This window comes from Georgenia sp. (assembly GCF_054605595.1).
Genome location: NZ_JBTSDU010000099.1, coordinates 1 through 12,242 on the forward strand (window position 1 = coordinate 1; position 12,242 = coordinate 12,242).

The window sequence follows — 12,242 nt, forward strand, 5'->3', positions numbered from 1 at the left end:
CAGCCAGAAACCTAAGCAGAGAGCGGCGTGCGCCCGTCAACGGCGCGCCAAACCACCCACAGGTACGTCAGGAGAGCCCGATTTAAGACCGTAACTGACTCAAACAGGTTGACAGGTTCCGGCGCACGCCTCCTCGCCTTCAGATCATGCCGAGATCTGCACCCGAAGGGCAGGGGGCAGCAGCTCGCCATGCGCCTCGACCATCGCGTTGCACTGATCCCGATCTGCTCGACGGTGAGACTCGCTGACGTGTTTGCGTCCACCATCGCCGCCTGTCGCCGGGAGGCGCCGCTCGCCTTGGACGGCAGCAGCGACCGTCAGCAGGCCCACACTGACGAAGGCGGCATTGACGGCGGCAAGCTGGAGGGGCAGCGCGCCGACGGCTTGCGGACGTATGCCGTCGCCGTCCACCACGGCTGATACTTCGGCGGTGAACGTCTCCGGCAGCCCTTCGATGAGCCCGGCGTTGGACACGTTCACGTGCGGGGCGTCCCGGTGACGATGCTGTGGATGATCTGCGGCGCGTACTCCCGTGCGGCGTGCTCCCGCTAGCCGATATCTTCACCGGCCCGTACCCTACGTCGCGTCTCCTCATACTCCGCGACGTCGTCCCGTGAGATTCCCAGGTAGTCGCCGACCGGGATTCGGAGTCGCTCGACCTCGGCGTCGGAGCGCATGGACCAGGGGAGGTACTCGGCGGAGTGCTCGCTGGACTCTGTCGGGTAGTACCCGAGACGCCCCAGACGTCGTGCGTATGCGCGGGCCGCGCTTCGTCCAGCCGCCGCCTGGGAGCCGCCTACTGCGCGACTGGCTCTCGGCGGGAGGTGAAAGCGTATGCCGTCGCGTTCCACACCTTCTCCGCTTCGGCCGGTTCCGATGACCGTGCGGCTTCCCGGACCAGGAGCAGTTTGCCGGTCAACTCCAGGTGGCGGTACATTCTCTCTTCCGCAAACGCCCCGTTTCCGTCGAGGATGGCGTCGACGATCTGCCCGTGCTCCGCGGCAATGGTCTCAAGACTCCTCGCCTGTTCGAAGGCCGAGTCGGCCAAGATGGACGTCGTGATGTGGAGCTGCGAGAGGATCTCCCGCACACGCTGGTTGCCGGCCATCTTTAGGATGTGGTCGTGCAGTTGGTGGTCCAGCTCGGAGAACCCGCCGCTCTCTGGCGAACCGGCGGCGTCCTGGAGCTGGGTGAAGATGTCCCTGAGCACCTGCCGGTCCTGCTCGTCAGCGGAACCGGCTGCGAGGCGAGCTGCCGTGGGCTCCAGGGCGAGTCGGACGGCAACCATCTCGGAGATCCCCGCCACCCCAGGGACGAACACCTCGAACCCGCGGTTCGGGTGGAAGGCGACCATGCCCGCTTCAGCGAGCCGCAGCAGCGCTTCCCGAACGGGGCTACGTGAGACGTTGAGTCGCTCAGAGATCTCGCTCGCCGAGTAAAGCCGCCCTGGCGTGAGTTCGTGCTCCCGTATGAGGCGTCGGATCTCGTCGAGGACCTGATCGCCCAGCGAGATCTGTTTCAGGATCACCATTCCGGCTTCACTTCACCTTCACCACTAGAACGAACTTCGGTTGCATTCTTCCACCTTGACCGGAACATTTTGGCCTCATCGGTCCCCCAACGCGACGGATTCCAGCCGCCGCAGGCCATCGGAATCGTCACCGGCGACCGATTCCTCCGAGCGGCCACGGTTGATCAGCACCACGCGGTCCGCAACCGCCTGGATGCGCGCGGCGTTCTGCTCGACGAGCACCACCGTGACACCTGGGGCCAGCACCTGGCGAATCCCGCGGTAGACCTCGTCAGCCACGGTCGGCGCCAGGCCGAGGACTGGCTCGTCAAGGAGTACGAGGCGGGGCTCCCGCATGAGAACACGCGCGAGCGCGACCATTTGCCGCTGGCCCCCGCTGAGCTCCCCCACGTCGCTGTTCATCCGTTTGGAGAGCGAAGGGAACAGGTCGGTCGCCTCATTGAGGCGTTCAGGGGCGATCTTGGCGCCCACGACCAGGTTTTCCCGGACGGTCATCGCCGGGAACAGCGATCGGGACTCCGGGACGAATCCGATGCGGAATTCTCGGACGCGTTTCCAGGTGCTCATCCCGCTGACGTCCGTGCCGGCCATCCTGACCGTTCCGTCGGTTCGGATCAGTCCGAGGGCGGCCCGCACGGTGGATGACTTCCCCGCACCATTCGTCCCGATCAGTGCGAGGATCTCGCCCTGACGTGCGGCGAGGGCGACGTCGAATAGGGCCTGCGTCCGCCCATACCAGGCCTTGACACCCTGTAGTTCAAGCATGTATTACTCCCCGAAGTAGGCGGTGCGGACGGCGGGCTCATCGAGGATGTCGAGAGTCCGCCCACTGGCGATGACCTTGCCGGCGCTGAGCACAAGGCTGTGCTCGCAGCAGCGGCGAACCAGGCCGACGTCGTGCTCCACCAGGACGACGAGGCAGCCTACGAGCTCCGGTAGCTCCCGGATCCGGTCAGCGAGGTGCTCACGGCTGCCGGCATCCAGGCCGGCCGCTGGCTCGTCTAGGAGCACGACGTTCGGCTGGGCCATCAGAACCCGGCCGATCTCCACCAACCGTCGGGTCGCCGTCGACAAGGCCGACGCCCGGTAGTTAAGCCGGTCGGCGAGCTCTAGGCGCTCGGCGATCGCCATCGCCTCGGCCCGCCACTTCTGCTCGTTTCGCCAACTCTTCGGGCTTGCGAAGAACTGGCGCATCGAACCAGCGTCGTCGAACCGGTTGACGCCAAGCATGATGTTGTCGAGAACAGTGTTGTCCTCGAGGAGTCGCGCGGTCTGGAAGCTGCGGATCACCCCCATCGCGGCCCGCTTCTGCGCGCCCCAGCGGGCCATGTCCTGCCCGTCGTAGTGCACCGACCCGGAGGTGCTCTTCACCAGGCCGGACATGACGTTGAGCAGCGTGGTCTTCCCTGCGCCGTTGGGGCCGAGCAGGCCGATCACGCCGGGGCCGGTCCACTCGGCGCTGACGCTGTCGAGCGCGACGAGGCCACCGAAGCGCACGGAGATGTCGTTCAGGGTCAGGCTTGGCATCATCGGGCCTTTCGGGGGAGGAGAGAGGGCAGCCCGACCAGTCCGTTGGGTAGGAGCCGGATGACCACGATCATGATCAGCCCCGCGACGAGTACGTACAGGCGGTCCTGGCCCAGGGTGCTGAACAGGGCTGGGACGAACGTGAGGAACGCCGCGCCGATCCATGCGCCAGCCGTCGACCGCGCGCCGCCAATGATCACCGCGACGATGATGTAGACCGACGAGAACAGATCGAACGACTTCGGCGACACGGCCCCGTCGATGTGGGCAAGCAGCAGCCCGGAGATCCCGGCCAGCACGCCGGCGATAATGAAGGCGATGAGCTTCACTACGCGTGGCTGCGCACCGACGGAGAGCGTGATCATATCCGAGCTGCGCACGGCCTCGAGCCGGCGGCCGAGCTGGGTGTGGGGCAATCGGGCCAGGAAGAACGTCGCCACGACCGCGCAACCGAGCGCCGCGAAGTAGAGGAAGTGCAGCGAGTTGGTGTCGACCCCTGGAATGAATAGGGAGTCCACGGCCACGCCCTGCGGTCCACCGGTGACGTCCCGCTGCTGGCGAAGCCACCACTGGAAGAGCTCACCGAACGCCAGGGTGAGCAGCACCAGCCGCAGCCCACTCACCCGCAGGGCCGGAAGCCCCACGAGCAGGGACGCCGCCACCGTCAGAGCGATGACGAGCAGGATCTCGTAGAGGGCGGTCAGTCCGAGGTACGTCGTGGAGATCGCCGCCGTGTACGCGCCGATGCCCATGAACGTGGCCTGGGCGAGCGAGAGCTGTCCGGCCATCCCGAACAGCACCCGCGCGCCCATGACGGCCAGGGCGTAGGCGAAGAACGTGGCGAACAAGAATATCCAGTACGAGTTGGCCACGGTCGGCACCAATCCGAAGACCACACCCGCACCGACGACGAGCAGGTAGGACGACCGCCACCGCAGTGACGTCGGCGCGACGGGACGGGCCGGGGCGGCCGAGACCGCCCCGGCATGTAGGAGTTTGCTCATGCGCGCACGGTTCCCTTCTCTGCAAGGAACTTCTTGGGGAGGACCGCGAGAAGCACGATCAACGCGGCGAAGACGGCGGGGGTGGCGTAGTTGGTGCCGACGTAGTACGTCACTACCCCCTCGAAGATCGCCAGGAGGAAGCAGACGACGATCGGCCGGACGAAGCGGTCGAAGCCGCCGATCATGCCGGCGATCATGGAGTTGACGAGGAAGGGCTGCATGTACTGCGAACTCACCGACAGTCGCGAGGCGATGAGGATGCCCACGACCCCGGCAGTCACCCCGGCGAGCACCCAGGTCCAGGTGCGAATCCGCACGGTGTTGAGCCCGATTCCCTCGGCTAGGGCCGGGTCACTGGCAGAGGCCCGAAGCGCCAGACCCACCGGGGTGCGCTCCAGGAACCAATACAACAGCGCCAGCCCGGCGACGATGGCTATCGTCCCGGCGAGCTGGTTGAGGTTAAGGAAGATCGGCCCCAGCGGCGTCGGCACGTCCGTGCCAAGTTTGGGGTAGGACTGTGTCGTCGTGCCGAGGAAGAACTCGGCCGATGCCACGAGCAGCAACATCACGCCGAGCGTGAGGATAAGGTCCAGCCCCTCGCCGTCGGTGCGGCGAGCTACCGGCTCGAGCACGAGCCGGTAGGTCGCCAGCGACAGGACAGCGGCCGCCGCCAGGCCGATGGAGATCGCCAACGGCAACGGAAGGCCGTGCTGGGCATGGAGCACGTAACTCAGGAATGCCGCCAGCATGCCCAGCGCGCCGTGGGCGAAACTCACCGCTCTGCTGACCTGGTACACCACCAGCAGCCCCGCGAGCAACGCGGCGTACGCCGTGCCCGTCACGATGGAGCTGGTGAGCACCTGAAGCAGACCCGTCATCGTCGCACCCTGTCCTTCGTCCTGAACGCGGTCACTTCTCGCGGTTAACCGGGGCGAACGGCGAGAGCTCGGTGATCTGGGAGGACTCGATCCGGGCGACGCCGACGGCGCTGGTGCCCTGGCGGCTCTTGGCGGAGAAGGTGACCGGCGGGATGAACCCGGTCTCGAAGCCCTCCATGCCCTGCAAGGTCTCCTCCACGCACTCACGGGTGAGCTTCGGCGCCTGCCGCAGTGCCTCGAGGGTGACCAGGCCGGAGGTGTAGCCGATCTGGTTCCACATGCTCGGCTTCTCGCCGTAGGCCTCCTCGAAGGCGGCGATGAACTGCTGCATCTCCGGCTGGTCGCTGTTCAGCGGGGTGACCTTGGTGGTGATCGTCATCCCCTCCGCTGCCTCCCCGAACGGGTCAAGGAAGGACTGGTCATTCATGTCGGACTGGCCGAGGAACCGCGGATAGTAGTTGATCGCGTGCATCGCCTCGATGAGTTGACCAATGTTGCCGGCCGGGGAGATCATCGCGACGACGTCCGAGCCGGAGTTTTTCAGCGACTGGGCAATCGACGTGAAATTGGTGGTGGTCGCCTCGACGGTCTCGATCGGGTCCACCTTGAGATCGGTGCCCTCCAGTGCCAGTTCCATGCCCTTCAGACCGTCATCGCCGACGTCGCCCTCCATGCGCACCAGGGCGATGCTCTCAGGGGTCTCGTTCTCGACCAGCCACCGCAAACCCACTTGGAATTCATCGGTGAAGCTTGGCCAGATCATATAGACGTTCGGGTTCTCCATGACGCCGACCTGGTTGGATGGGGCGTAGGGGCCGATAGCCGGGATCCCGTTGTCCTTCAGGTAGGGCAGGATCGCGACGAAGTTCGGGGTGCCGACGCCGCCGGCGAGGAGGAAGATCTCCTCGCTCGCGTCGAGTTCACGGATGGCGGCCTGTGCGGTGGAGGCATCGTACTGGTCGTCCTTAACGACCAGCTTGAGTTGGCGGCCCTGGATGCCGCCCTCGGCGTTCGCCTGGTCGATGGCTAGTTGGAGGCCGTCTCGGCCGCGCAGGCCGAGGTCGGCGGCGACGCCGGTGAGCGGGCCGAGGTTGCCCAGGGTGATGGTGTCGTCGGTGACACCCTGGGAGTTGCCCTCTGCGGTGCAGGTGGGGTTGTAGTCGGCCGGAGCGGCGGCGGTGGCGTCAGTCGCCTCGCCGCGCTGGACGGCGCAGCTGGTCAGCGCGAGGGCTGCGGCGAGAGATAGGGCGGGAATTGCTGCTCGCTTCATCGTCAAGCTTCCTTCCTGGGGACGGGTAGTGCCGGGCGGCGAAGCCGCGGCGTGGTCTAGCGAATTGATGGGTTGGCTGATTGATGGGTTGGGGACCGGACGTCACGTCGGACGCGACCCGCTGAAGACCGGGGCGGCAGCGCCGTGGCGATCGCCTGGGCGGCTCTGAGGGTGAGGCCGTCGGCCCCCTTGACAGCGACGAGCATCAGACCGACGGGTAGGCCGTCTATGTCGCCGCACGGCACGCTCACCGCGGGGTGGCCGGTGACGTTGAATGCGCATGTGTTGAGGATCGGTTGGGAGGCTTGGGTGATGCCCGTGAGTCGGTCGGTGCCGTCAGTGGGCACCGGCTGGGCGAGGGTCGGCGTCGTCGGCATGCACAGCAGGTCGTAACTGTGGAACACGGCGTCGTAGGCCCGGGTGAGCTCGCGGCCGAGGAGCCGGCCAAGCTGGTAGTAACGCTCGCCAGCAGTGCGGTCGAGGTGGTGCGCCAGCGCGAGGTACCGGGTGACGGTGTCGGGCAGGGCGCTGGCGTTACGGTCCACCGCTTCGTGGAGCCGGTCCGACAGGCCCAGGAGGCCCACGTGGTGCCACCCAGCACGACGACCGAAGACGGTGTGGGCAAAGCCCTGGACGGACACACCCGCAGCGATGGCCGGTCCTTCGCGGTGCAGTGGGATGGAGACGTTCTCCACTGTGCACCCGGCCTGGGCGAGGACATCGGCGGCGGCTCTGACAGCGTCGTCGACCCGGGGGTCGGAGGTCTCCCAGCCAAAGCCTTCTGTAACCACCCCGATCCGCAGCCCAGCCACACCGTTGGCGAGGCCGGCGAGGTAGCCGCCGTCCGCGACCGGCACGGTGGCCCGCGGGTCGAGCCCGTCGGGTCCGGCGATCACATCGAGGACGGCGGCGACGTCGGCGACGGTACGGGCGAGGATCCCGAGATGGTCCACCGTGGACTCGAACGGGAAGGTGCCGGTGCACGGCACCAGGCCGAAGGTGGGTTTCAGGCCCACCACGCCGGTCCAACTGGCGGGTATACGGACGGATCCGCCCTGGTCACCACCCAGGGCGGCATCGACCTCACCGGTCGCGACGACGGCTGCGCTGCCGTTTGAGGACCCGCCGGTGGACCGGAGGAAGTTGTGCGGGTTGCGCGCGGCGCCGTGGTCGCTCGTGTGGCTGTTGGCGGAGAGCGCCAGGTTCTCGCACACGGTCGTGCCCACAATCCGGCCGCTGGCTTCGAGGATGCGACTCACGGCCGTGGCGTCCTGCGCGGGCACGTAGCCGTCGAGCAGGGCTGAACCGGCCGAGAGCGGCACCCCGGCGACGGCAATGGTGTCCTTGACGGCGATCGCCTTGCCGGCCAGCGAGCCCTCGCCCATCCCTCCTACGGCGCAGCGCCACCGCCAGGCGCCGAACGGGTTCTCCCCGGGCACCGGAGCAGCGGCCGAGCGGCCCTCAGTCGCGCGGAGTACGCCGGTGGCAGCGGCGAGCTCGTCGAGGCGGGCGATCGAGTCGGCGAGCGGGTCGACGATGCGCTGCAGGTCTTGCAGGGCGTCATCGTCCAGCACCTGGCCGGTCTGCTCAGCCCAGAACCGTAGGTCAGCCAGCGACGGGTGGGGGCGGGCGGGCACGGCGGTCACTCCTGTCCTCGCACGGTTACAGTCCGGGCGGAACTGTAGAAGTCCAGTGCGCCCATGCCCTGCTCGCGGGGCCCGTAACTCGAGTCGCGTTCGCCACCGAAGGGGCCGTGGAAGTCGACCCCGGTGGTCGGCGCGTTGACCTTGATCATCCCCGTCTGGACCCGGTCGACGACGCTGAGCAGCATCGGCAGGTCCCGGCCGTGGATGCTGGTCACAAGCCCGTACCGCACGCCCTCGGCGAGGGCGACGGCCTCGTCGACCGTCGCCGCGTCCTGCAGGACTAGGAAGGGCCCGAAAAGCTCCTCCTGGCTCAGGGGGTGGTCGGGGGCCACCTCGTCGACGACGCAGGGGGCCATGAACGCGGCGCCCTCCGGGCGCACGGTGCCGCCGGTGAGCACGCGACCGCCGGCGAGCTGGGTGGCGCCGGCCGCGTCTGCTACCCGCAGAGCGGAGGCCGCGCTGATGACCGGCCCGACGCGCACCGACTCTCGGCTCGGGTCACCGACCTCCAGGCCCTCGACCGCCGCGACGAGCGCATCGCGAACCAGCGCCCGCCGGGTGGCGGATCCGACGATCACGGCCCGCCGGGTGGCGGTGCACTTTTGCCCCGCGAACCCCATCGCCGCCGCGGCCACGGCCCGCGCGGTGGCGTCAATGTCGGCGTCCTCGAGCACGATGGCGGCGTTCTGCCCGCCCATCTCAGCCTGGATCGGCACGGCACGGCGCGCGGCCGCGACCACGATGGCCGACCCGACGTGCTCAGACCCGGTGAACGAGACGACGTCCGCCGCCGCGACGACCGCCTCTCCCGCCTCGCCGTGACCAGGGACGACCTGGACGAGCCCGCGCGGAGCGACGTCGTCGAAGATCGAGCCAAGCACCTGGGCCGTCGCCGTGGCGTCCGGTGAGGGCTTGAGCAGCACACTGTTGCCGGCCGCGAGGGCGGGCAGCAGCTTCCACAGGGGGATGGCGAGCGGGAAGTTCCACGGCGTGATGATCCCGGCCAGACCCTTGGGCCGACGCTCATGCCACAGCCGGGTACCGGCCCGGGCAGGCAGCACGCTCCCGGCGGGGGCCAGTGCGAGCTGGGAGACATAGCGCGCGATGCCGATGGCGCGCGCGACCTCGCCTCGGGCCTCCGTGAGCGGCTTGCCCACCTCGCGCACCATGAGCGTGGTGATCTCCTCGCGGCGGCGCTCCAGCTGCTCCGCGACGGCGGCGAGCGTGTCTGCCCGCTCGGTCGGCCCGCTGGCCCACCACTGCTGCTGCACCCGGCGACCCGTGGCAGCCGCCGCGTGCACTGCCGCGGCGTCGTACGCGCGGGTCTGGATGCAAATGTCGCCGGGGTCCTGCGGACTGCGACTGGTGACCAGATCGGGCGCGGTCGAGGCAGCGGTGCCGGTCTGTTCGGCTGAGGTGGTGGTCATGGGGTGCTCTATTCGTTTGCGAGGGTCACGGTGGCATCGAGGAATACGTCGGCGGCCGCGCAGACCGCGTCCCACGGGGAGGTCTCATCGGGGGTGTGGGACACACCGTCGGGGGTGGGGGTGAAGATCATCGCCGCGCGGGTGACCCTGGCCAGATTGACCGAGTCGTGACCGATGCCACCGCGCAACTCGACAGCGCTGTGTCCGCGCCGGGTCGCCGACTTGAGGAGCAACTCGCGGATCGCGGGGTCGAAGTCAGTGGCCGGGACCCGGTGGATCTCCAGGAGGGACAGGTCCACCTGTTCCTCGTCGGCGATGGTGTGCAGGACCTGGGAGAGTGCATCGGTGTGCCCGTCGAGGGCAGCCTGGGCGCTCGACCGGATGTCGAGGACGAAGGTGACGCCGCCGGGGACAACGTTGGGCGCGGAGGTGTCGAGCACGAACCGGCCGGTGTTGGTCTTACAGTCGGCCTCGACCAGTGCCCGCTCGCGTGCCGCCAGCACCATGCGGGCGGCCGCGGCCACCGCGTCGCGGCGATCGGCGTTGCCCGGGCCTCCGGCGTGTCCGGACGAACCGGTCACCCGCACCTCGAGCCACCGCATCGGGGCGATGCCGCTGACCACCCCGATGGCCACCTCCTGTCGGTCGAGGCGGACGTCCTGCTCAATGTGCAACTCGAGCGCGGCGTGGATCGCACCCGGGCGGTCGGCAGGGCTGCCAGCGAACCCTGCAGCGCTCAGGGCCTCCGCGAAGGTGGTCCCGTCGGCGTCCCGGCTGGCCCTCGCGGCGTCGGCGTCTAAGATGCCCAACGCGAGCCCGGAGCCAAGCATGGCGGGACTGAACCGTGCCCCCTCCTCGCCGGTCCAGTTGACCAGCACGATGGGCCGGCGCGTGGTGATGCCATGCTCGCGGAGGACCTCAAAGGCTTCCAGGGCAACGGCGACGCCAAGAATGCCGTCATACCGCCCGCCGTCCTCGACCGTGTCGAGGTGCGATCCAATGACGACCGGAGCGAGGGAGTTGTCGACACCGGCCATGCGGCCGTACATCGACCCGCCGTCGTCCACACTGACCTGCAGGCCGAGCGCCTCCATCCGCTTGCGGAGAATAGCCCGGGCCGCGACGTCGGCCGTCGAGAGGGCGGGTCGGCTGCAGCCGCCGTCACTCGTGCCGCCAACCCCTTCGGAGCTCAGGTCGTCGAAGGTGCGCCGAAGCCGATCTCCAACGGGCGTGAGCGACGGAAGGGGCTGGACTATCGTCATTGCTTCTCCAGTGTGTTGCATGCAACCTGCGACATGTGATGGGAGGCATTTCACCGTCTCCAGAGTCTGTTGTCAAGTGTTTGCCGAAGGAATACACGGAGCGTCCGCGACAGCAACTCGTTCGGGATCGGATCCACACCTGAGCTGAGCTCAGCGAAACAGTTCACGAGCCTTCTTGGGGGTCCTCCGGGGTCTCCCCAGGTAGCGGCCGAAGGTGATGTGTGGGTAGTCGCGAAGGACCTCGCGCGGACGCTTGACCTGGTCGTTAGCCAGGGCGTTCATCGGGTAGAGAAGCATCGTCCGGACAGCTGAGCCAAGCGTTCCAGCCGTGCGCTCGCGTGCCAGGGCGTCGAGGACCGGCCGAATGTGTGAGGTGTAGCCGTCCGGGGAGGGGGCAGAATTCTGCGCCATCCGATGCCCCCTCATGTAGGACGACTCGCTGAGTGTTCACGAGGGCGAGGACTGGCGACGTGCTGGGTCAGCATCAGTGGTGGTCATCGTCGATGTCATCGTTGTTCTGCCTGGTCAGGCCGCTGGTGGCGATCCTCGGGCTCGGCCTGGGTCAGCCTTGTCAGGCAGGTCGGGATGTGTCAGTCTCCCAACACCAACCGTCCGTGCCGGCACGGGCAGTTGCCAGGCTGAGCCGCGTGAACGGATCGAGTCGCCATGATGCTGGTGCGGGACGAGGCAGCAGCCGACTTGTCCTTGCGGGCGGGCTCGCTTTCCTGTCCGGCCTGTTCGGGGCGGTTGCGTCCCTGGGGAGACGCCCAAGTGTTCGTCGCCGTGGTCTTCTTCACCTCGTCACGCAAGCATCGCCAGCCAGGTCTTGCGTCGTCTGTGTCGTCATGGGAATCCTCCTCTTCACCGGCCACCACGGCCAGTGGTACGGACCCGCACTTACACAAACTAATTGCCACACCCCACGCCCCGCCGGCACGGCCATCGACCGATCGCCGCCTCGCTGGGGATTCCTCAGGACACCGTGCGGGGTTGGCTGCGGGCCGCCCGGGCGTGAGCCGAGGACCCGCGCGCCCTGGCCACCAGGTTGATGTTCGCCCTTGACCCGCTCTCCGGCGCGATCGTCCCGCGCGTATCGGTCCTTGCCGACGCCGTCGAGGCTCTCGGTCTGGTGGCGGCCACCATGGTGCGCCGGCTCGGCTACCCCGACCCGCCATGGCAGATCATCGCCGGCTGGACCCGCGGCCGACTGCTGTTCGGGCCGCTGAAAACCCGACCCATGTCGCTGGCCCCTCTCTGCCAGAGGGGCCGGGCACCGCCATGCCCTCTTTGCGACACCGCGACCACGACGGCGACACTGCCACCGACCACCAAACCACGCCGATCACCATCACCCAGCGCGTGGCCTTCATCCTCACCCCACGCGGCCGTCAACATCTCGCACAAGCCCGGGAGGACCGTGATCTTCCAGGTGATCCGGGTGACGGAGCGCGCAAGCATCTCGTAAGACCCGGGTACTCGAAGCCTCGTTACGCGCAAGCATCACAGCCGGAACCAGACGCAATATCCCATCGTCTCAGGGGGGTCTCCGGTCATGTCTGCCTACTTCGGCCTGGTGTCCCCACCTAGCAGTTGTGCGAGGTGGACGCCGTGGCGGCCCGCGAGCTGCTCGGCCTGGGTGCGGCACGAGAAGCCGTCGGCGAGGTACACCGCCTCGGGGCCCGCCGCACGCAGCGCGG

General features: G+C 68.0%; 11 protein-coding genes. 1 reads left to right on the top strand and 10 read right to left on the bottom strand.

Annotated features, from left to right (window positions below):
* Nucleotides 1-144: 144 nt before the first annotated feature.
* The 10 genes from ACYC1Z_RS11250 to ACYC1Z_RS11295 all read right to left on the bottom strand — a co-directional run bounded on the left by ACYC1Z_RS11250 (nucleotide 145) and on the right by ACYC1Z_RS11295 (nucleotide 10,566).
* Nucleotides 145-480 (bottom strand): family 4 glycosyl hydrolase, encoded by a 336-nt coding sequence (locus ACYC1Z_RS11250; protein ID WP_461409619.1) that lies wholly within the window; start codon nucleotides 478-480, stop codon nucleotides 145-147.
* A gap of 316 nt (nucleotides 481-796) precedes the next feature.
* Nucleotides 797-1,531, bottom strand: a complete 735-nt coding sequence (locus ACYC1Z_RS11255; protein WP_461409620.1) for a GntR family transcriptional regulator — start codon at nucleotides 1,529-1,531, stop codon at nucleotides 797-799.
* A 75-nt stretch (nucleotides 1,532-1,606) separates the two neighbouring features.
* The gene (locus ACYC1Z_RS11260; protein WP_461409621.1) at nucleotides 1,607-2,296 is read right to left on the bottom strand and encodes an ABC transporter ATP-binding protein; all 690 of its coding nucleotides are present in this window, start codon (nucleotides 2,294-2,296) and stop codon (nucleotides 1,607-1,609) included.
* Between the two features lie 3 nt (nucleotides 2,297-2,299).
* Nucleotides 2,300-3,058, bottom strand: coding sequence for an ABC transporter ATP-binding protein (locus tag ACYC1Z_RS11265; protein ID WP_461409622.1), 759 nt, complete (start codon nucleotides 3,056-3,058; stop codon nucleotides 2,300-2,302).
* A complete protein-coding gene (locus tag ACYC1Z_RS11270; RefSeq protein WP_461409623.1) occupies nucleotides 3,058-4,062 on the bottom strand; it encodes a branched-chain amino acid ABC transporter permease in 1,005 nt (334 codons plus the stop codon). The genes ACYC1Z_RS11265 and ACYC1Z_RS11270 overlap by 1 nt, the downstream gene beginning before the upstream one ends.
* Nucleotides 4,059-4,940 (bottom strand): branched-chain amino acid ABC transporter permease, encoded by an 882-nt coding sequence (locus tag ACYC1Z_RS11275; protein ID WP_461409624.1) that lies wholly within the window; start codon nucleotides 4,938-4,940, stop codon nucleotides 4,059-4,061. The genes ACYC1Z_RS11270 and ACYC1Z_RS11275 overlap by 4 nt, the downstream gene beginning before the upstream one ends.
* A gap of 31 nt (nucleotides 4,941-4,971) precedes the next feature.
* On the bottom strand, nucleotides 4,972-6,210 hold the full coding sequence (locus ACYC1Z_RS11280; protein ID WP_461409625.1) for an ABC transporter substrate-binding protein: 1,239 nt from the start codon (nucleotides 6,208-6,210) through the stop codon (nucleotides 4,972-4,974).
* Between the two features lie 56 nt (nucleotides 6,211-6,266).
* A complete protein-coding gene (locus ACYC1Z_RS11285) occupies nucleotides 6,267-7,847 on the bottom strand; it encodes an amidase family protein (RefSeq protein WP_461409626.1) in 1,581 nt (526 codons plus the stop codon).
* Nucleotides 7,848-7,852: 5 nt separating this feature from the next.
* On the bottom strand, nucleotides 7,853-9,283 hold the full coding sequence (locus ACYC1Z_RS11290) for an aldehyde dehydrogenase family protein (RefSeq protein WP_461409627.1): 1,431 nt from the start codon (nucleotides 9,281-9,283) through the stop codon (nucleotides 7,853-7,855).
* An 8-nt stretch (nucleotides 9,284-9,291) separates the two neighbouring features.
* On the bottom strand, nucleotides 9,292-10,566 hold the full coding sequence (locus tag ACYC1Z_RS11295; protein ID WP_461409628.1) for a hydantoinase/carbamoylase family amidase: 1,275 nt from the start codon (nucleotides 10,564-10,566) through the stop codon (nucleotides 9,292-9,294).
* 1,027 nt (nucleotides 10,567-11,593) lie between these two features.
* Here ACYC1Z_RS11295 and ACYC1Z_RS11300 point away from each other — a divergent pair.
* Nucleotides 11,594-12,010, top strand: a complete 417-nt coding sequence (locus tag ACYC1Z_RS11300; RefSeq protein WP_461409629.1) for a hypothetical protein — start codon at nucleotides 11,594-11,596, stop codon at nucleotides 12,008-12,010.
* The last annotated feature ends 232 nt before the right edge of the window (nucleotides 12,011-12,242 follow it).

Coding starts and splice junctions, on each gene's coding strand:
- ACYC1Z_RS11255 (WP_461409620.1), bottom strand. CDS start 1,531: ATGGTGATCCTGAAACAGATCTCGCTGGGCGATCAGGTCCTCGACGAG.
- ACYC1Z_RS11260 (WP_461409621.1), bottom strand. CDS start 2,296: ATGCTTGAACTACAGGGTGTCAAGGCCTGGTATGGGCGGACGCAGGCC.
- ACYC1Z_RS11265 (WP_461409622.1), bottom strand. CDS start 3,058: ATGCCAAGCCTGACCCTGAACGACATCTCCGTGCGCTTCGGTGGCCTC.
- ACYC1Z_RS11270 (WP_461409623.1), bottom strand. CDS start 4,062: ATGAGCAAACTCCTACATGCCGGGGCGGTCTCGGCCGCCCCGGCCCGT.
- ACYC1Z_RS11275 (WP_461409624.1), bottom strand. CDS start 4,940: ATGACGGGTCTGCTTCAGGTGCTCACCAGCTCCATCGTGACGGGCACG.
- ACYC1Z_RS11280 (WP_461409625.1), bottom strand. CDS start 6,210: ATGAAGCGAGCAGCAATTCCCGCCCTATCTCTCGCCGCAGCCCTCGCG.
- ACYC1Z_RS11290 (WP_461409627.1), bottom strand. CDS start 9,283: ATGACCACCACCTCAGCCGAACAGACCGGCACCGCTGCCTCGACCGCG.
- ACYC1Z_RS11295 (WP_461409628.1), bottom strand. CDS start 10,566: ATGCAACACACTGGAGAAGCAATGACGATAGTCCAGCCCCTTCCGTCG.
- ACYC1Z_RS11300 (WP_461409629.1), top strand. CDS start 11,594: ATGTTCGCCCTTGACCCGCTCTCCGGCGCGATCGTCCCGCGCGTATCG.